Origin of the sequence: Actinobaculum suis, from assembly GCF_900618115.1 — a bacterium.
Classification (GTDB): domain Bacteria; phylum Actinomycetota; class Actinomycetes; order Actinomycetales; family Actinomycetaceae; genus Actinobaculum; species Actinobaculum suis.
In genome coordinates this window covers 1239639-1259750 of the sequence record NZ_UYIO01000001.1, presented here as the reverse complement: position 1 = coordinate 1259750, position 20112 = coordinate 1239639, and the positions used below count along the sequence as shown (strand labels likewise).

The window sequence follows — 20112 nt, the reverse complement described above, 5'->3', positions numbered from 1 at the left end:
TACAGCGCATTTTCGCGTAGCTCTATCAAAAAGGCACGCGCTTCGCACACACCTTTTCTTTACGGTCTAGTTGTCTTTTTCCGCATTGGTTTCTTGTGCTTCTGCTTCCTGGAGTTTTTCCAAAGCTTGCACGACGACGCCGCGCACTGGTTCCGGCCCAGATTGTACGCGAATCGTTGCCACTTCTTCGTATAGCGGGGCCCGTTCCACAGTCAGGCGCGCCAAATTCTCTTCCGGATTGTTTTCCAGCAGCGGGCGTTTCGTGCGCGAATTGGTGACGCGGCGCAAGAGTTCTGCTTGCGGAGCCTCAATCAAAATCGTGTGATGGCCACGCAGATTTTGGCGAGTTTGCGGGGAAAGAATCGCTCCACCGCCCAGGGAAAGCACGCCTCCGAACTCGCGCAAAGCCCGCGCAATTTCTCTTTCCTCAATCTGGCGGAAGCCCGCCTCGCCGTCGTCAGCAAAAATATCGGGAATTGAACGCCCAGTTGCCTCCACAATCAGCTGATCAGAATCGGCAAAAGGAACGCCAAGTTCGCGCGCCAACAGGCGCCCCACCGTAGATTTACCGGCACCGGGAAGTCCGATGATTACTGCGCGTACCGTCATTTACGTACCTCCGGAATGGACTGCAGGAAACCATGCAAGTTTCGTTTCATTTCTGCGACAGAATCGCCACCAAGTTTTTCGGTCAAAGCACCGGCCAAAGTGAGTGCGGCCATTGCTTCCCCAATAACTGCACCGGGAACCACCGCGGATGTATCGGAACGCTGATGCAAAGCGCTGGCGGCTTCCCCGGTCTGCGTATCGATAGTACGCAAAGAACGCGGCACCGTGGAAATTGGTTTGAAGGCCAGGCGGATCCGGATCGCTTCCCCGTTAGACATTCCCCCTTCAATCCCGCCGGCCCGGTTAGTAACCCGATGCGTGTGGCCAGCTTCGCGCACGATCTCATCATGCGCTTGCGAGCCGCGGCGCCGCGCGGTAGCAAAACCGTCCCCAATTTCCACGCCTTTAACCGCTTGGATAGACATCATCGCTTGCGCTAAGGAAGCGTCCAACCTCCCGTACGGGGTAGTGTAGCTTCCCAAGCCTTGCGGCACCCCATAGGCAATTACTTCGACGACGCCGCCCAGCGTATCCCCGTCCTTTTTCGCTGCGTCCAGGGCGGCCATCATTGCCTGCGCGGCCGGTTCTTGCAAACACCGCACCGGAGAAGCATCCAAAGCGGCAGCGTCGGACGGCCCGGGCAAGATCCCCGAATCGTCAGCGGCTTCGCCAATGCTAATCACGTGGGAAATAATTTCGATCCCCGCAACTTGCTGCAGGAGTTGCCGGGCTACCTCGCCCGCGGCTACCCGGGCCGCGGTTTCCCGGGCCGAGGCCCGTTCCAGTACGTTGCGCGCATCGGTAAAACCGAATTTATTCATGCCGGTGAGATCGGCGTGGCCGGGCCGCGGTTTGGTGAGTTTGCGGTTCCGAGCAATTTCTTGGGAATCACCTTTACCGGCGTCTTTGCGCAAAGCTTCGGGCGGTACCGGGTCAACAGCCATTACCGCTTCCCATTTCGGCCACTCGGAATTGCCGATCACCATGGCGATCGGGGAACCCAAAGTGCGGCCATGTCGGATACCGGAAAGCACGGTGAGTTCGTCTTGTTCAAACTTTTGGCGCGCGCCCCGGCCGTATCCGAGCCGGCGGCGCGCCAAGGCCGCCCGAATATCCTCACTGGTAATGGATACCCCTGCGGGCACCCCTTCAACTAGCGCAACGAGTGCTTGCCCGTGCGATTCTCCTGCCGTTGACCACGAAAACATGATCGCATTCTCTCATGAACCCGGCTTTTGCTCGACTCCTAATCACCATACGTACGTAAACACACCTGTAGCCCGCCCAATGGGACTGCCCGACGGTACCGAGCGCGGCTACGACACCGCGCCCAGCGGGACTGCCACACTATATTCAGCGAGACTGCTGCTTCCCGCCCAGTGAGACTACAACTCCCGCCCGGCGGGGTGGGGCGCGTGGGCGCTCGCACGAGCGCCAGGGACGCGTGGCTGCTCGTACGAGGGCCAGGGGCGCGTGGCTGCTCGCACGAGGGCCAGAGGCGCGTGCCCGCTAGCACAGCGCTACCCAGACGAGGAAGCCGGCTGTAAAGAGCCACGGTCCGAAAGCCAGGGTGTACTGGCTGGTGATCCCGTACACGCCATAATCAGCCACGATGGCAGCAAGGGATAGGCCCGCCGCGCCTATAACGGCAATACCGCAGGCCAAGGCGGTGCCAACCGGCCCGAGCCACAGGCCTAGCACGCCCATGAATTTTGCGTCGCCGCGGCCAAAAACCGTGACTTTATTGAGCAGATAACCAAGGCCCGCAAAGCCAATACCGGCCGCAATGTTTTCCGGGTGTCTACCAGCCAGGGCGGCCATGGCCGCGCCCGCGCCGGCTAAAGCTAGGAGTGGGTCGGGCAGGATATGCAGGGTTTGGTCGATATAGGCGGCAACTGCTAGGCAGGCGAGCACGGCGCACCCGGCCAGTATTTCGATTCCCTGCGCGAAAGGCTCTTCCGTACTGCCGCGGTGCGTAATATTTTGTGCTATCGCGCTGGGCGCCTGCCAGGTGTTACGTATTTCCCAGGTACCTGTGCCCGATGCTGGCAAGTTGAGGGGCGGCACGAAAATGAGCGCGAGGAAAGCCGCGGCGGCCGTGGCGAGCCCGCCCCCAAGGGCCCGCCAGCCCGTGAGTACACCGCGCAATATCCGTTCTCGAGACCAAAAAGGCATGCGGCCAGGCTAGGTGGGGCCCGTGAAAAAGGCGAAAGCCTATCCACAGGCCCGCCAGCCGTTCGCGCTCGGCCACGGGTGCCAGGTTTCCCACGAATACCCCGGCGGCCGTTTTACAGGCTCCTCCGCCCGTTTCCACAGGGCACCTAGCTAGCTATTTTTTCAAATAGTCCGGGTGTTCTTTAATCCACGCGTCCAGTTCGGCCTTGAATTGCTGTTGTTCCTCGTAGCTGGCCGTAAACTTCGTTTCCCCGGTTTCTAAATTGACGGTGGTGAAGTAGAGCCAGTCCCCCGGTTCGGGATGCATGACGGCAGTAATTGCTTCTGGCCGCGGTACCCCGATTGGCGAGGGTGGCAAACCTTCGTTCTTGTAAGTGTTGTACGGGTTATCATTCGCCAGATCCGCCGAGGTGGGGATGCCGCCCGTTTTCCCTACCCCGTAGAGCACCGTGGAATCCATTTGCAAACGGCCCAGTACTTCTCCGGTATGGTCCACCAAACGGTTCTCGATTACGCGTGCCACCTTGGCGTAGTCGCTTTGCGCAATCGCTTCGCGTTCCACAATCGAAGCCTTGGTAAGCACTTCTTCCCACTGGTCTTCGGGAACTTTCAGTTGCTTGAGGGTATCGATCTGCTTGCTCACCATTTGGGCGAGAGCTTCCCGCGGCGTCGTATCCGGCGCGAAACTGTAAGTGGCGGGCGCGAGCCAACCTTCCACGTTCCCACCCGCGACCTTCGGTAAGCCCAAAGCTTGCGTATCTGCCATCGCGGCTTCCACGTCTGCTTCCGAATATTCCATGAGGTTCACGAGCCGGGCCGCAACCTGCGATTTTGTCCACGCTTCCGGAATGGTAACGCGTACCGACGCCAGATTTGCGGGGTCTAAAAGCGCCAGCAGGGCCGCATTGGAACTCATTTCCTTGCGCAGGTTATAAACCCCGGGTTGGATACCGGTAGATCGCGGATCTTCCGTAAAAGCAGTAATGAACGGTTTTTCGGAGGCTATCACGCCTTCTTCCGTCAAGATTCGCGCCATTTCGGTTCCCGTGGCGCTTTCCGGAATAGTTATCTGCACGGTGCCGGTTCCGGTGCCCTCATAATCCGAAACGTGTTTTTCCACGCCCGAAAGTTTGCTGATAACTACCACCGCCGCAGCCGAGAGGAAAATAACTAAAATGAAAGTAATAAGCGCGGTGGTAATACGCCGGCGGCGGCGTAACCGTGCCCGTTCGGTTCGTTTCGCCTCGTTTGGGGTTCGGGGCCGGGCATGAAATTCGTCAAAAACATCAGACATTACGAAGGGCCCTCCTCGGTAGTGCCAGTCTGAGGAGGCTCGGTAGTGCTCACCTTTTCGGCAAGGACCACGAGTTCCCCCGGTTTTTCTCCGCTCACCCGTTCCATTTCTAGAGCGGTTTCTAAGATAACGACGGCGGCTGCTTGGTCCACCAAGCCGCGATGTTTCCGCGTAGATAGCCCGGAAGCAGAAAGTTGGGCATGGGCGGAAACAGTAGACAGGCGTTCATCTACCAGCCGTACCGGAGTGGGTGCAATCCGGCGTGCTAACCGGCGGGCCCAGCGCCGCGCATATTTTGCTGCGCTACCCTCGCTGCCGTCCATGTTACGTGGCAATCCCACGATTACTTCCAGAGCCTCGAGTTCGCGTGCGGTTTGCGCGGTTATGCGCAGATCGGCGCCGTTGGCAGGCAGGGTACGCACGGGCAGGGCCATGATCCCCGCGGAATCACTCTTTGCGAGCCCCGTCCGTGCTTTGCCTACATCAACGCCGAGTCTGATCCCCCGCCGCATTGTGTTTACTGTGCCTCCAGTTCGCGGCGCACGGCCCGCATAGCTTCGGCAATCTTCGTGGGATCTTGGCCGCCGCCCTGAGCAATATCGGGCTTGCCGCCACCGCCGCCGCCCAAGATCTTGGCGATCAGGGAAACGAGCTTACCGGCCTGCAAACCTTCTGCACGTGCACCATCCGTGGTTGCTACCACGACATTCGGTTTGCCGCCGATTATACCGGTAACTATTACTGCTGCCGGTGCCGAAGGGGCTAGCCGGCCGCGTACGTCAAGCGCGAAGGTGCGCACATCGTTCGCGGTTTCCAGCTCTCCCAGATCTGCGTGGTATAGCTGATATTCGCCTACCTTTTCGGGCGTGTCTACCACATCTTGCACCTGGGAAAGCAGGCGTTCGTGGCGCAAATGCGCTACCTGCTTTTCCGCCGCCTTCAGCCGCGCCAGCAGGTTATCGATGCGCTCCGGAAGTTGTTCGGGCCGGGTTTGTAGCGTCGTCGTCAGTTGCGAAAGGAGGGCACGCTCCCGGGCACCCTTTTCGTAGGCGCCTTCACCCACTAGGGCGTCAATGCGCCGCACCCCGGAACCAATCGAGGACTCACCCACAATGGTTACCAAACCGATCTCACCGGTTTGCGCCACGTGGGTACCGCCGCAGAACTCGCGCGACCACGCATCGTCGATGGAAACTACGCGCACAATATTGCCGTATTTTTCCCCGAAGAGCATTTGCGCGCCCATCTTCTTCGCTTCTTCGATGGGGAACTCGGCGGCCGTTACTTCCAGGTTTTCCTGCAAGCGTTCGTTCACGCGCGCTTCCATTTCCGTCATCGTATCGGCCGGGATTTGCGAGCCGTGGCGGAAATCAAAACGCAAACGAGAAGGTGCATCTTCGGAACCGGCCTGCGTGGCCTGCTCCCCCAAGTATTCGTGGAGCACCTTGTGCACCATGTGGGTAGCGGTATGGGACTGAGCGATACGCTGGCGGCGCACTTCGTCAATTTGTGCGTGCGCGGTATCGCCTACCACGATCGTGCCTTCGGTTACGACGCCGCGGTGCACGGAAAGTCCCTTCACCGGGGCTTGCACATCGTCAACGCGGACCATGCCGCCCCCGGCTACCGAAATGGTGCCTTGATCGGCTAGCTGCCCGCCCGCTTCCGCATAGAAGGGGGTGACGTCTAGCACGACGTCGACCTCGGCGCCCGCCGAAGCTGCCGGTTGTTCCACCCCGTTTTCCAAGATGGCCACAACCTTCGATTCGGAGGCCTTATCGGTATAGCCAAGGAAGGTCGTTTTTCCGGATGCGGCGAGAAGTTCGTGATAGACCCGCGAATCCACATGCCCTGTTTTCTTGGCGGCCGCATCGGCTCGGGCGCGTTCCCGCTGTTCGTCCATGAGGCTGCGGAAGCCCTTTTCATCTACCTGCACACCCTGTTCTTCGGCCATTTCCAAGGTCAGGTCGATCGGGAATCCGTAGGTATCGTGCAAAGCAAAGGCCGTATTGCCGGTAATTACCGGGCTGGTACCATGCGCGCTCTGCTTGGCCTTGGCCACCGCGGTATCGAAGATTTCGGTACCGGTTTGCAGGGTGCGGCGGAAAGCGTCTTCTTCATCCACCGTTACCTGGTAGGTTTGCGCGAAATTAGTTTCTAGATCCGGGTAGGCCTCTTTCATGGAGTCTTTGGATACCGTAACTAGTTCGCCCAGCACCGGCTTTTCCACGCCGAGGAGGCGCATGGAACGAACCGCGCGGCGCAGCAAACGGCGCAGCACATAGCCACGGCCGTCATTGCCGGGCCGTACCGAATCGTTTATAAGCATCATGGAAGAGCGCACGTGGTCGGCAACCACCCGGAAACGCACGTCGTCTTCCGCGTCTGCCCCGTACTTTTTACCGCTGAGTTCCTCCGCCTTTTGAATAACCGGGAAAACCTCATCGGTTTCGTACATATTGTTTTTGTTCTGCAGCAGGAAGGCAATACGTTCCAGGCCCGCCCCGGTATCGATAGCAGTCTGATCAAGTTCGCCCAGAAGCGGGTAGTCACTGCCGCTACCTTCCCCGCGCCGATACTGGTCGAAAACGAGGTTCCAGATTTCCAGGTAGCGATCGCCGCCCGGATCTACCGTGCCACCCACTGCCTCCGGCCCAAATTCGGGGCCGCGATCATAGTGGATTTCACAGCACGGACCGGCGGGGCCGGGCTGACCGGTAGACCAGAAGATTTCTTCCCGGGTGAGTTTGACAATCTGCTTCGGGTTCACCCCAATATTGACGAGGGAGCGATAGGCAACATCGTCTTCTTTCCAGATAGTTGCCCACATGCGGTCCATTTCCAGGCCGTAGCCCCCTTCGTCTTGCGGGGCGCAAAGCAGGCCGAAGGCAAGTTCAATGGCGCCTTCTTTGAAGTAGTCCCCGAAGGAGAAGTTTCCGCACATTTCGAAGAAAGTGCCGTGCCGAGTAGTTTTCCCAACGTTTTCAATATCGTTGGTGCGGATGCATTTTTGCACGGAGGCGACGCGCGGCCACGGTGCCTTTTCAGTTCCTACGATATACGGAATGAAGGGCACCATTCCCGCAATCGTGAACAAGATAGACGGATCGGGGCTCACCAAAGAAACCGAAGGTTCAATGTGATGGTCGTGCTTGGCGAAGTAATCAAGCCACCGGCGGCGAATCTCAGCGCTACGCATCTAGTTTATTCTCCTCAAAATTGACGCCTGCGCGTTTGCAACAAAGCGGTTACTCCCAGGTTTTCCCACCCGGGCTAACTCTATGTTACGCACGCGCATACGGAGTGAGTTTACCCGCCTGGAGGCAGGTTTTCTCCAGGGGCACGGGTAATAGGGACCAAAAACACGGCGGCGGGCACCCCTCGGGCACCCGCCGCCGCAATAACAACTCTTAGCGCGAGTAGTATTCAACGATGAGCTGGACGTCAGCTTCAACCGGAACCTCTGCGCGCTTCGGGCGGCGCAACAGGGTGAACTTCAGCTTCTCCAGTTCCACATCCAAGTATTCCGGAACCTTCGGCAAAACGTCACGGTGTGCGCCCTGGGCGGCCACCATGAACAGCGGCGAAGCGGCAGACTTCGGCCGTACCTGCACTACCTGCCCCGGCTTGACCCGGTAGGACGGCAGGTTTACCTTCTTGCCATCAACGAGCAGGTGCGAGTGGGAAACCACTTGCCGGGCCTGCAGGATCGTGCGCGCAAAACCAGCGCGCAACACGAGCGCATCGAGGCGCATTTCCAGCAGTTCCACGAGGTTTTCACCGGCCAGGCCGTCTTCGCGGCGAGCCTCATTCCACACGCGGCGCATCTGCGATTCGCGAATTCCGTACTGGGCGCGCAGACGCTGCTTTTCCTTCAGACGTACCGAGTAATCGGAATCCTTCGTGCGGCCGCGGCCGTGTTCACCCGGACGGTAGGGGCGGCGCTGCATGTAGCGTTCCGCCTTCGGGGTGAGGGCAATGCCCAAGGCGCGCGACTGGCGCACCATCTTGCGCGACTTATTACCAGATGCCATGTTTTGTATTTCTCCTTTATACCTGTAAATATGCACACCCGCACACGGCGGGGCGGGGCCAACTCATGCGGCTAAGACCCCAGGTGTAGCTCTTCTGGCACCCGGCCCGCACGCAAGGCGCACGGCCGGCACGAAAAGCAACCCGAGAATAGTATCAGTTTTCCGGGTGGAGAATCGAGCGAATATACTCCATTCGCTTTGTGACTTGTGCTTCATACCCACGTTGGGTTGGTTTGTAATACTCCGTGCCTTCCAGGCCTTCCGGCATAAATTCCATTGGGACTACCCCTTCCGGATAATCGTGCGCGTAGCGGTAACCTTCCCCATAATTCATTTCCGTAGCGCCCCGGAAGGACGGATTGCGCAAAGCCAGAGGTACCGGCCCGGCTTTACCTGCCCGCACGTCCGCAATTGCGGCATTAATCGCCTGGTAGGCACGGTTTGATTTCGGCGCGGTAGCCAGGTGAGCTACGGCTTCCGCCAAAATAATTCGGGCTTCCGGCATCCCCACCATTGCTACCGACTGCGCCGCTGCGGTAGCGGTTTGCAGGGCGGAAGGATCTGCCATTCCCACATCTTCCGCCGCGGAAATCATCAGCCGGCGGGCTATAAACCGCGGATCTTCCCCAGCTTCTAACATGCGTGCTAAATAATGCATGGCCGCATCCACATCCGAACCGCGGATCGATTTAATGAAGGCAGAAATCACCTGGTAGTGTTCATCGCCGTCGCGATCATAACGAATAGTGGCACCATCGGCAGCGCGGCTCACATCTGCCACCGTAATTTTTGTTTGCCCACGTTGCTGGGCACCAGCGGCCGCCGCTTCTAGCAAAGTGAGGGAACGCCGCCCATCTTGGCCGGCCAGGCGCACCAAGTTTTCTTTTGCTTCGGCGCTGATTTCGTATTTACCATTCAGTCCCCGTTCTTCGCGCAATGCCCGCTCAATCAGATCGGAAATCGCTTCCGCCGCCAAGGGTTGCAAAGTAACCAGCAGGGAACGGGAAAGCAAGGGAGAGACCACGGAAAATGCCGGGTTTTCGGTGGTGGCAGCCACGAGGATTACCCACCCGTTTTCCACGGCCGGAAGCAACGCGTCTTGCTGGGTTTTCGAAAACCGGTGCACCTCATCAATAAAAAGCACGGTTTCAGTACCGTCTGCAACCAGGGCGCGCCGTGCTTCCTCGATCGCCGTGCGCACGTCTTTCACCCCGGCCGAAGTGGCGGAAAGCTCCACGAAGCGCCGGTTTCCCGCATGGGCGATCAGGTAGGCGATCGTCGTCTTGCCCACTCCGGGAGGCCCCCACAAGAAGACGGAAGAAGGTACGGACTGCTCCCCCGGTTCCAGTAGGCGCCGCAGCGGGGAACCCGGTTGCAAAGCTTCTTCTTGCCCCACCACTTCTGCAAGGGTGCGCGGCCGCATCCGCACGGCTAGCGGCCCGCGATTTGCCAGGGGCACACCTTTCGCATCGGTCTGTGCACTTTCAAAAAGATCGACGTCCATTCCCACACGTCCACCATAGTTCAGCTTGGTTTTCGTAGCACCGCCACCGGAAGCACCCGCATTTTCAGTTCGCCGCAGGGCAGCCGCGGGTCACGGGTTCCCGCACGCTACGATGCCCGATTTTACGAGTACACGTGTCCCTATTTTCTGCCACCAACCAAAAAGGCTGGATTGTGGTATCAACCACTGGGATAATATAAGCATGTTCGGTTCCCTGGGTCACTTATCTGTACGCCACCCGTGGCGAGTTGTCACCGTGTGGCTTATTCTTGTTGCGCTCGCACTGGTCTCGGCATTTTCCGGTTTTGGCCAGGGCGGTATTTTCTCACGTCTTGGTAGCGCGGATAGCTTCGCGGAGAATACCGAGGCGCAAAATGTTGCGGATATGCTTGCGGAAGGCGAAGGCGAAAACGTTATTGGCATCGTCTCGCAAATACCAGAATCCGCTGCTTTAGGTACGACGACGGCGCAGCTCGTCAGTGATCTGAACCAGATCACCGGGGTAAGTGCGCTTTCTCCGGATACTTTGCGCCAGGAAATTCTGGAGCAGGCCGCAGCCCAAGGCGAGGATGCGGCGCGGCAAAAGTATGCGGAAGGGCAAACCCAAGCGCGTGCCCAACTCGAGGCCACGATTGCGGAACAAACCGCGCACCTCGTAGCCAGCGGGATTCCGGAAAATATTGCCCGCCAGCAGGTAACGGCTGCGGTACAGGCCCACGCGCAGGCAGCAGCAGCCGGGCAGCCTTCCGAAGCGGAAGTAGTGGCGCGCGGCCGGGCAGAGGCAAGCCAGCAAGCCGCGCCCGAAGCCGATAAGGCAGCGCAAAAACTTGCGGCCACCGATAGTTTTGCTATCGTCGCCCACGTTTCTGCCGGGGATCATATGGATGCGAGCGAGGCCCAGGTTATTGACCGGATGCGCGTTTACCAGGAAGAGGCCGAGCAGGCCGGGGCCAAATTCGATATGACCTCCAAATCCTTGACCGTGCAGACAATTAATGATGCTTCGCGCAATGATTTGCTACGTGGCGAAGCAATTGGCCTGCCGGTGGCACTGGTTTTGATGGTGTTGGTATTCGGCGGAATTGTTGCCGCATTCATGCCGATTTTGGGTGCACTTGCCGCGATTGCCACCACTTTGGGTGGCATTTGGGTTATGACCTTTGTAATGGAAACTGATGTTTTCGTGCTCAACGTGGTTTCTATTATCGGTTTGGCACTTTCTATTGATTACGGCTTGCTGATTGTTTCGCGCTATCGAGAAGAAATTACGAGACGCCTCGAAAAGCTTGGCTACGATCCCGAGCGGGGCAAAGAATTGCCGCCGGTAGAAAAGCTTCGCCCCCTCATGAGCGATGCTTTGGTGCGGACCGTGGAAACTGCCGGCCGTACTGTCTTCTTCTCCGCGATAACGATTGCGGTAGCGGTTATTTCTCTCTTCTTCGTGAAATCTTCTTTGCTTCGCGAGATCGCCATCGGTGGTTTCATGGTGGTGCTTTTGGCGGTGCTTTCGGCAATTACGCTGGTGCCGGCATTGTTGCAGATCGCCGGAATCCGGCTGGCCAAACCTTCCATCGTCGAAAAGATTCCCGGGATGCATAAGGTCTTTGCGGCGATGGGCGATACCCATACCGATCATGGTTTCTTCTCAAAGGTTGCGCAGTGGGTGCAGCGCCGGCCCTGGTTGGTAATGATCTGCGTTTTGGCCGTTCTCATCGTGTTTGCGATTCCATTGAGTAATGGCGGGCTGCGAACCGAAACCACGGCCTATGTGCCGGCCAATACCGAACCGGGCCGCGCCCTTAGCCATATCGAGGCCGATTACCCGGCATTGCGCACTTCCGAAATAACCGTTTTGGTGCAGGCCAGCCCGGAAGATACCCAGGCGGAAAAGGAATTTATTTCCTCTTTGCCGGGCGTTACCAACGTGGAAACTGCGCAGGAGACTACCGATGGGTGGACGCGCCTAGATGCTTATATGGATGTAGACGATCCGGTAGGTGCGGAAGTTACCACCGCGGTAGAGCAAATCCGCGCTGCTGACCTCACGCATGAAGTCATGGTTGGTGGCAGTGCCGCAGTGCAACTGGACTTCAACAATGTTCTCAAGGAAGGTATGCCCTATGCGGTGGTAGTTATTGTGCTCGCCATCGTTATCTTGCTGTTCTTGATGACGGATTCGGTAATAATCCCCCTCAAGGCGGTTATTACTAACGGCCTTTCCTTGGTTTCTTCGTTGGGACTTACCATGTGGCTCTTCCATCAGGGCCTATTTGGTTTGCCCCAGACACAAGGCATGACGTCCTTCGTGGTAGCTTGCGGGCTCGCTTTCGGCTTCGGCTTAGCCATGGATTACGAAGTGTTCCTCGTGGCACGCATGAAGGAATACTGGGATGCGGGCGAAAGTAATGACCGCGCAGTTTCCCTTGGTTTGCAGCGCTCCGGCCGCGTGATTACCGCTGCTGCGGCAATCATTATTGCCGTGTTCATCGGCTTTGTTTTCGGCGATCTGCTACCCATTAAGGAAATCGGAGTATTCCTCGCTATCGCCGTCTTGATAGACGCTACTTTGGTGCGTATGCTCCTCGTACCTTCCACGATGACGATCCTCGGCAAGTGGAATTGGTGGGCGCCGCAATTCTTGCACCGCGTCTTCCGCAAGGTACATATCTCCGAAAGCTAGCGTCTCCGAAAACTAGCGGAGTTTATGCGCTGTGCCCCGCAAGTTCGTGGAGCTGCAGGAGCAAGTTCGTGGCGCGTCAGGAACTTCGCGTTACCGGTCCCGCAGGGCGCTCGCTATGGATCCGCGCGCGATTAGCGCTGAACCAATGGTTCCCCACACCAGTGTAATGAGTGTTGCCGCTCCAATTGTGCAGGCGATGCTGCGGGCGACGTCGTATCCCAAGCTACTACTGAAAACGTACCCGGCAAAACAGCTTAGGAGGTACGAAAGGCAGAAAGTGGGAACTAGCAGCAGGAAATTTTGGAAACCAAATAGTGCGAGCAGAGGTCCGGTTCCGGTACCAAAGGCACGGTAAACGGCTATGTGGGCGCGACGGGTCCAGTGGGCGAAAGTGATAACGATGCCGCCCAGCACCCCGCCAATAATCCACACTCGCAGGCCAGCAAAACCACGCCATTGCTGCGCGGGAGTTTCCAGGCCGCTCGCCGCACGCACAAAGGGCGTAATCTTCACGCTCGGGTCTGGAAAAGCGGCAGCTAAAACCTCACCGCCCCAAGCTTCAGCTCCGGCTACTGTGCGAATCCAGCATTCGCGAACCGGACGGTTGGGTGGGGTTACCAGATTGAGCCTGGCGCGCATCGAATCCGATTTGGCCGCCGGCGGTGTTCGCTCCCATACCTCTACCGTGTGTCCATTTTCGGCCACCACGGAAGAACCCACGCCCACACGCCCAACAGATTCCAGATCGGTACCGAGAATCGCCCCCTGTGCCACATAGCCTGGTTCCCAGACCGCGATTAGCCCGGGAGTTATTTCTTGTACCGGTAACGGTGGAGTTTCCGGCACAAGTCGCAGTATTGGTGGTTCGCCCGCAATCACTCCGCCAGCCGCGCTAATCCCGGTTTGACCTACTAAACTTTCGCACACTGAACCTTCCAGGGTTTGTTCGGGAGCTGCTATCGCCGTCCAAATGAAGGAACCAGCGGCAACCCGAGCCTCGGTTTGGGCCACCGCGCGTTGTGCCTGCGCCGCAGTTAATATCCCCACGGTGGCGAGGAGAATTCCCAGCAAACACGCTGCTAATATCTGACGGATGCCTAGATCCCGCCAGGCTTCAACAAGGAGTTCACGCAATTTCCAGCTCATGGATCCTCCCCGCAGCGCGTTTGTGCGCCAAGCTGGGCTTCTCCCCCGAGTAGCTTTCCTCTTACGGGGTGGTTTTTCTCCCGTGGTGAGGCCTTCTGCCCCGGCTGATTTTGCTCCCCGAGCCAGAAAACCCAATCCGCATAGCGTGCCACCTCAGGATCATGTGTGGTCACCAGCAAGGTGGTATCACGAGTGGCGCTAAAAAGTGCGTGAGCAACTACTTGCGCGGTTTCCCGGTCTAGATTTGCTGTAGGTTCATCCGCAAGTAACAACCAGGGTCCGGTGGTGAGCGCCCGTGCTACCCCCACTCGTTGTGCTTCCCCACCCGATAGTTCTGAAGCTCGTTTATTTTCGTATCCGGGCAGGCCTACCCGTTGTAAAACTGCGGTGCCGCGCGCTTCCGCTGCCTTCCTGCGCCAGCCGCGCGAAAGTAAGGGCAAAACAATGTTGTCGATAACGGTCCGGTGTGGGAGCAGATTTACGGATTGCAACACCCAAGTTATTTGGCCGCCTAGAAGTTGCGATGCTTCCCGCGTGGTAACTTCCGTGCCGTCAAGTTTCACCGTGCCTTCGTCGGGTGACAAAAGGAGGCCTGCAACGGCAAGGAGCGTAGTCTTGCCGCGGCCGGAAGGTCCCATGATCGCCACACTTTCTCCAGTTGCCACCCGCAGCGAAATATTGCACAACACGGGTTTGCTTGTATTCGGGTATGTGAAAGCGATTTGGCCTAGTTCGAGACTCATGGGCAACTCAGATCTGGGAGAACCTCCCCAGGGTTTAGCAATATTTGGGTGCCGGCCGTAATCTGCCCGCGAATATACGGACGGCCATCTGCGCTTACCCCAACGATTTCCACGGGGACTTTGGTGTGCGTAGCATCGGCAAGGGCAACGCAGATGTTTTCCGCACTGGCCGCATTATTTGCAGTGCCCGCGCGCGAGCGAGGGTCAGCAATAATCGCGGCAGCAGGAACCGCCAATTGTTCCTCTTCTACCAAGCTCACCAATTGGCCTTCGTGCACAAGTCGGTTCGCCTCTACCGGCTTGGAAGATACCGCAGCCAAAGCTTCGACATCGGTGATAGTCCACTGCCCCGAATTGAGCGTCGCAGCAATCTCTTTGCCACTTACCCGAAATAGGTAGTCCCCTTCCGGTCCTTGAAAACCTGGGGCGGGTTGCACTATCGCATTGGAAATAGTCCACGCGCCGAGCAGCACCGACTCTCCCACACTTGGAACTTCCCTGCCCTCCGCAATCTTGTTCTCCGCAACCGGATACGGATTGCTAGGAATGCGGAGCAGGTACTGCGGTTCAAAAACACCGTCTGGCTCCTCTACGCCTAGTGCACGTTGTAGTTTCTCCACCCGCGTTTCCGTTCGCAACCCAAACTTTCCGTCTGTGGCAAGTGGCGGCCCGTCGAGGATTTGATTGAGCGCTGTTTGCAGGCCGGCTACATCCGGTCCAGTATCTCCACGAGTCAACGCGCGGTAAAACACGGTTTCTCCCGCGTAAGCCATAACGCCGACGCCGTTAATCCGAAATACCAAATCACCGGGAGATAGTTGCTCTCCCGGCTGGATATTTACTTTTGTGATCAGGCCAGATTCGGCTGTAGATACTACCGGCGGTGGGTCCGCAAACTCAACCGTTAGTTGTGCCGGGTGCGTGTAGGTATCGCGAGCCGGGGTAACCATTGCCGCGATTGGTTGCGGTTTTGTATTGACGCGGTCTAAAGAAGTGGGAACATTACGGCCAAGCAGGAGCGCCGCGACCAAGCTGCACGCGCACAGCAATACAGTCACGCCACCATAGATGAGGGCGCTGCGTGTGAGCTGAGTCTTCGGCGCCATGCTTGTTTTCCTCCTGATTTTCTTACCAGCTTCTACTAGACTTGTGCTCGGCCCGCATCTTCTCCCCCAGTTTTCCAGTCGGTATTACCTGTAATCGAAGGATGATTTATATCCGTCTAGAGTTCTGGTAAAGGCTTACATATTTACCTTGGCCAGAGGGAATACAGATGCTGGTTGTAACACACCCAGGCCGCGTCGTTGTTATCGGCAATACTTTTAATCACGGATTCTTCCGAGTCTCCAACCTTGACAGTGGTAACATCTGCTGCTTCGAGACATGCAATAAATTCTCGATAGTCCGCGTCTCGTTCCTCACCCGTTAAAGCCAGACCCCTAATATATTGGTCCTCAATTTCGCCGGCAATTCCTTCCCAGCATTTTTTATATACCCCCTCGACTTCTTTTTCGGTCGTATCGGCATTTCCAATGATAGAAATCTGCAAATAGGGAGGGGAAGTGAACTCAGGTTCAGTCGCCTCGAATCCGTTTTCCCGCACGCACTTTGCAGCCTCCTGCGCGGCCGCAAAGTATTCCGCCTGGGTAACTCTTTTCTCGTTTGCGGCTTCCGGAGTCTGCCCACAAGCCGCCGCTACCCCCGCCCAGGAAGTCAAGAGAACCAGACACACCAGTTTCTGTACAACCGTTGGTCCCCGGCCCACACCTACCTCCTAAAGGATTGCCCTTTCGAGAATGCCCAAATGGATTTTCCGTCTAAAGAAATTCCCTGAACCCGCGTTCGATATGTTGAATTGCCTGCATTGAAAATTTTAGGATTATCGCTAATTGATGAACATTAATGTAACGATGCAACCTTTTACCCTGAGCCAATACCTCGTACCTGTGGTACTGACAATGGTCGCATAAACACGTGTAAACTAACTAAATATCAGGGTTGCTTTATTGCTTCATTGCGTCATGGTCTACAACTCTAAGTGTAAAAAAACATTGTTGCGCGCGCAATATTTTAGAGTATTTGGAGGTCATCTCGAGTGTCCTGCCTCGAACAATATTGGCCCTCTGTTTCTTTGAGTTTTCCTGGTCGAGTATCTACCGGGAAATAGAGAAACAGAGGGCCAATGTTTTAGGTTCTACGCACCGCGAAGGTCGGTAGATCACTCCGTGGCTTTTGCGGGAGTTTCAGCTGGGATAGGAGCACCACTGGCGTCAACTGCCTGGCGTTCCTTCGGTTTTGCATCCACACCCGCTTCCTTACGCTGCTGGGCAGTAATTTCGGCCGGCGCATCGGTGAGCGGATCCCAACCGTTTCCGATCTTCGGGAAGGCAATAACATCCCGAATAGAAGGCGCCTTCAACATAAGTGCCAGCACCCGATCCCAACCGAAAGCAATCCCGCCGTGGGGCGGAGCACCGAACTTGAAAGCCTCCAGCAAGAAGCCGAACTTTTCCTGTGCTTCGGCGGGTGAAATCCCCATCACCTTGAACACGCGTTCCTGCACGTCACGCTGGTGGATACGGATCGAACCGCCCCCAATCTCATTGCCGTTAAGCACAATGTCATAAGCATTGGTAAGCGCATTTGCCGGATCGGTATCGAACGTATCGGCACATTCGGGCTTAGGTGCGGTAAAGGCATGGTGTACGGCAGTCCACTCGGAGCCGAGCGCCACATCGCCTTCCGCTTTTGCGGCTGCAGACGGCTTGAACATGGGAGCATCAACTATCCACACGAATGCCCATTCGTCTTCATCAATCAGATCGCAGCGCTTGCCGATCTCAAGACGTGCCGCACCCAAAAGTTCGCGCGAGAAATTAGTTTCCCCGGCCGCAAAGAAAATACAATCTCCGGGCTTCGCGCCGGTCTTTTCAGCCAGACCAGCACGTTCGGCTTCCGAGATGTTCTTCGCTACCGGCCCGCCCAGGGTGCCGTCTTCCGCGATGGTTACGTAAGCCAGGCCGTGTGCACCGCGTGCCTTCGCCCACGTTTGCCACCGGTCGAACTGGCGGCGGGGCTGGGAAGCACCGCCGGGCATAACCACCGCGCCCACATATTCGTTTTGGAAAACACGGAAAGGAGTGTTGGCAAAGTACGAAGTCATATCAATCAGTTCCACGCCAAACCGCAGATCTGGCTTATCGGAACCGTACTTTTCCATCGCGTCACGATACGTCATCCGCCGGATCGGCGTCTTCACCTCAACATCGATCAGCGCGAAAATATCTTGCAGCACCTTTTCCGCTACCGCAATCACGTCTTCCTGGTCCACGAAAGACATTTCCAGATCCAACTGCGTGAACTCGGGTTGCCGGTCTGCCCGGAAATCCTCATCCCGGTAGCAGCGGGCGATCTGATAATAGCGTTCGATCCCGCCCACCATCAGCAACTGCTTAAACAGCTGCGGGGATTGCGGCAAGGCATACCAGGTGCCCGGGTTCAACCGCGCCGGGACCAAAAAGTCGCGTGCCCCTTCCGGCGTCGAACGGGTAAGCGTAGGCGTTTCTACCTCCACGAACCCCAATGCATCCAAAGCATCGCGCGCTGCCTTATTCACCTGCGAACGCAAACGCAAAGCCTTTTGTTCATAAGAACGCCGCAAATCCAAGTAGCGGTATTTGAGCCGCACGTCTTCCGAAACGTTGCCCGCTTCTTCAGCGTGATCTGAAACCTGGATCGGGAGCGGTGCCGCGGGATTGAGGATCTCCAAATCCTCCGACTCCACTTCGATCTGCCCGGTGGCCAGAGCCGGATTCTCATTACCTTCCGGCCGTTCCCGCACAATACCGGTGACCTTAATGCAGTATTCATTACGCAATTCATGCGCAACTTCTTCCCGTAAAGTCACCTGCGCAATACCACTTGCATCGCGCAAATCAATAAACGTAATACCACCGTGATCGCGCCGGCGGTCAACCCAACCGGCCAAAGTAACGGTAGTACCGGTGTCGGAAATCCGCAGGGATCCTGCATCGCGGGTACGTAGCACGCTTCCTCTTTTCTTCAATTTTATCTTGGTGCCGCTAGACGGGCGGTCCCGTTGCGCTCGCTAGACGGGCGGCGCGAACCCAACTCTACCGCTCTCCCCTAAGCGTGCACCCAGATACGCGGCGCGGTGGTAAAACACACTTCGCAAATCTCTCTCCCACATCGCATAATCCGCTAATTCCTGCGAGGATAGAGACGATACCAGGAGGTAGAACGCGGGTGGCACCACTCAGTACCACCGTTTTTCTATTTCAAATACCACTTTCGGAAAGGCGCACCGCGTGGCGGAGAAAATCGTTTTAGATCGGGCAACAGAACGATTATTTAAGGCACTTTCGGTGGGGTATATTACAATTGTCGCTTTCGAAAGCCTCGCGGTTACGACGGCGATGCCCACTATCACCACGGATCTAGCCGGGCACAACCTATACGCCCTGGCCATGGGGGTAGTACTAGCCACCCAGCTCATGACCACCGCGCTAGCCGGCCCCTGGTCCGATACGAAAGGGCCGCACTCGTGCCTGTACACCGGAGTCGCCCTGGTAACCATCGGGCTCCTGATTTGCACCTTCGCACCCACCATGCCCATTTTTGTAATAGGGCGCGCCGTAGAAGGGCTCGGCGCGGGGCTTACTATCGTCCCGCTCTACACCATGGTGGGCAATACCGTTGCCCCCGATAGGCAACCCGCATTCTTCACTGCTTTCGCCGCGGCTTGGGTACTCCCCTCACTATTTGGGCCCGCCCTAGCCGGTTTCATCGTGCAACACTTCAGCTGGCGCTGGGTTTTTGGCATCGCCCCGGTTATTACAATTGTGGCCCTGCCAATCTTCATTCGCGGAATGCAATCCGTACCCGATATTGAGCGCGAAAACAGCAACTTGCGGCTAGGCCGCACCGCCGTACCCTCAATTCTGGCCGGCGTTTCCATAGCCACCTTGCAAGTCATGTCTGGCACCGAAAAAGCCGACTTCACGTGGACGGTTGGCATAACCATCGCCATTTCCGCGATCGCAACTTTCTTGTTTGCTTCCGCACTCCTACCCGGCGGCACTTTTATCGGCCGGCGCGGCCTACCCGCCACCGTCCTTACCCGCATGTTCATAAACGGCTGTTTCGTTTCCATCGAAATGTTCCTGCCCCTGCAATTACAGGAGGTACACGGGTGGACGCCAATTGAAGCCGGGCTGATTCTCTCCGTCGGCTCCATTACTTGGGCTATCGGTTCTTGGATTTCGGGTCGCTTCCACGATCCACACCTACGTTCCCGCCTCCCCTTCTGGGGCACGTTAACCGGATTTATTGGCTTGTGGGCCGTAGTTATCGGCTGCCTCGAAACCGTTTCCGGACTGGTAGTTATCGCTGGCTGGTTTGTTACCGGCCTAGGTATCGGCCTGGCCTACCCGGCCCTAACCGTCCACGCGCTCGCGATTTCTTCCCTCGAAAACCAGGGGCGTGCTTCTTCGGCTTTGCAAATTGCAGACACGATGGGAGGAGCGGTGGGCGCCGCCATTTTGGGGATCGCCTATGCCCTGTTTAGCCCGCCCGTAGATATTGCGCTGTTTACCGGGTTTGCGATTATTACGTTGCTGTGCGGGGTGGGCGTGCTTACCGCGGCCCGGATTTCGCCGCAGCGTGGATCGCGCGCCGCGGAGCGTATGGCTACCGCGGATTCTGATCCGGAAGAAGAAGGACCGATGGTTCCTCCGCTAGACCGCCACGGCCATGAACGCCGGATTGCCCGAATCCGGGATCGTCTGCGCCGCAAATAGTAGCCACCACCACCGTGAAACCTGCCGCTAAATCCCCGGAAAACGCGGCTAGCGCTTATACTTATTCGGGCGGAAAACGCCGTGAGGCCGGAAGTGGTCTCCTCGCAG

The 20112-nt window shown here is 57.3% G+C and carries 15 protein-coding genes; 2 read left to right on the top strand and 13 right to left on the bottom strand.

Features of this window, described 5'->3' with window-relative positions:
• Positions 1 to 66 precede the first annotated feature (66 nt).
• The 8 genes from H8274_RS05180 to H8274_RS05145 all read right to left on the bottom strand — a co-directional run bounded on the left by H8274_RS05180 (position 67) and on the right by H8274_RS05145 (position 9616).
• Positions 67 to 609 (bottom strand): shikimate kinase, encoded by a 543-nt coding sequence (locus H8274_RS05180; RefSeq protein WP_074662187.1) that lies wholly within the window; start codon positions 607 to 609, stop codon positions 67 to 69.
• Complete coding sequence (aroC, locus tag H8274_RS05175; protein ID WP_185934016.1) at positions 606 to 1817, bottom strand: chorismate synthase; 1212 nt, start codon at positions 1815 to 1817, stop codon at positions 606 to 608. Before aroC ends, H8274_RS05180 begins: the two co-directional genes overlap by 4 nt.
• 301 nt (positions 1818 to 2118) lie before the next feature.
• On the bottom strand, positions 2119 to 2784 hold the full coding sequence (locus H8274_RS05170) for a prepilin peptidase (protein WP_185934015.1): 666 nt from the start codon (positions 2782 to 2784) through the stop codon (positions 2119 to 2121).
• A gap of 154 nt (positions 2785 to 2938) precedes the next feature.
• Positions 2939 to 4078: an endolytic transglycosylase MltG gene (gene mltG / locus H8274_RS05165; protein ID WP_049619181.1), complete on the bottom strand. Its 1140-nt coding sequence runs from the start codon at positions 4076 to 4078 to the stop codon at positions 2939 to 2941.
• Positions 4078 to 4590, bottom strand: coding sequence for a Holliday junction resolvase RuvX (gene ruvX, locus H8274_RS05160; RefSeq protein ID WP_049619182.1), 513 nt, complete (start codon positions 4588 to 4590; stop codon positions 4078 to 4080). The genes mltG and ruvX overlap by 1 nt, the downstream gene beginning before the upstream one ends.
• A gap of 5 nt (positions 4591 to 4595) precedes the next feature.
• A complete protein-coding gene (gene alaS, locus H8274_RS05155; RefSeq protein ID WP_185934014.1) occupies positions 4596 to 7277 on the bottom strand; it encodes an alanine--tRNA ligase in 2682 nt (893 codons plus the stop codon).
• Positions 7278 to 7488: 211 nt separating this feature from the next.
• Positions 7489 to 8112, bottom strand: coding sequence for a 30S ribosomal protein S4 (gene rpsD, locus H8274_RS05150; RefSeq protein WP_049619184.1), 624 nt, complete (start codon positions 8110 to 8112; stop codon positions 7489 to 7491).
• A gap of 154 nt (positions 8113 to 8266) precedes the next feature.
• On the bottom strand, positions 8267 to 9616 hold the full coding sequence (locus H8274_RS05145; protein WP_065415324.1) for a replication-associated recombination protein A: 1350 nt from the start codon (positions 9614 to 9616) through the stop codon (positions 8267 to 8269).
• Positions 9617 to 9818: 202 nt separating this feature from the next.
• On the opposite strand from H8274_RS05145, the gene H8274_RS05140 reads away from it, so the two are divergent.
• Positions 9819 to 12296, top strand: coding sequence for an MMPL family transporter (locus H8274_RS05140; protein WP_185934013.1), 2478 nt, complete (start codon positions 9819 to 9821; stop codon positions 12294 to 12296).
• A 90-nt stretch (positions 12297 to 12386) separates the two neighbouring features.
• On the opposite strand, the gene H8274_RS05135 is transcribed toward H8274_RS05140, so the two are convergent.
• From H8274_RS05135 to aspS, 5 genes are all read right to left on the bottom strand, one after another.
• Entirely contained in the window at positions 12387 to 13442 is a 1056-nt protein-coding gene (locus H8274_RS05135) for an FtsX-like permease family protein (RefSeq protein ID WP_185934012.1), read from the bottom strand.
• Positions 13439 to 14185 (bottom strand): ABC transporter ATP-binding protein, encoded by a 747-nt coding sequence (locus H8274_RS05130; protein ID WP_185934011.1) that lies wholly within the window; start codon positions 14183 to 14185, stop codon positions 13439 to 13441. The genes H8274_RS05135 and H8274_RS05130 overlap by 4 nt, the downstream gene beginning before the upstream one ends.
• Positions 14182 to 15291, bottom strand: a complete 1110-nt coding sequence (locus H8274_RS05125; RefSeq protein WP_185934010.1) for a peptidoglycan-binding domain-containing protein — start codon at positions 15289 to 15291, stop codon at positions 14182 to 14184. Before H8274_RS05125 ends, H8274_RS05130 begins: the two co-directional genes overlap by 4 nt.
• A gap of 143 nt (positions 15292 to 15434) precedes the next feature.
• The gene (locus H8274_RS05120) at positions 15435 to 15950 is read right to left on the bottom strand and encodes a hypothetical protein (protein WP_185934009.1); all 516 of its coding nucleotides are present in this window, start codon (positions 15948 to 15950) and stop codon (positions 15435 to 15437) included.
• A gap of 453 nt (positions 15951 to 16403) precedes the next feature.
• Entirely contained in the window at positions 16404 to 18233 is a 1830-nt protein-coding gene (aspS, locus tag H8274_RS05115) for an aspartate--tRNA ligase (RefSeq protein WP_074662207.1), read from the bottom strand.
• 280 nt (positions 18234 to 18513) lie between these two features.
• On the opposite strand from aspS, the gene H8274_RS05110 reads away from it, so the two are divergent.
• Positions 18514 to 20004: an MFS transporter gene (locus tag H8274_RS05110; protein WP_049619188.1), complete on the top strand. Its 1491-nt coding sequence runs from the start codon at positions 18514 to 18516 to the stop codon at positions 20002 to 20004.
• The last annotated feature ends 108 nt before the right edge of the window (positions 20005 to 20112 follow it).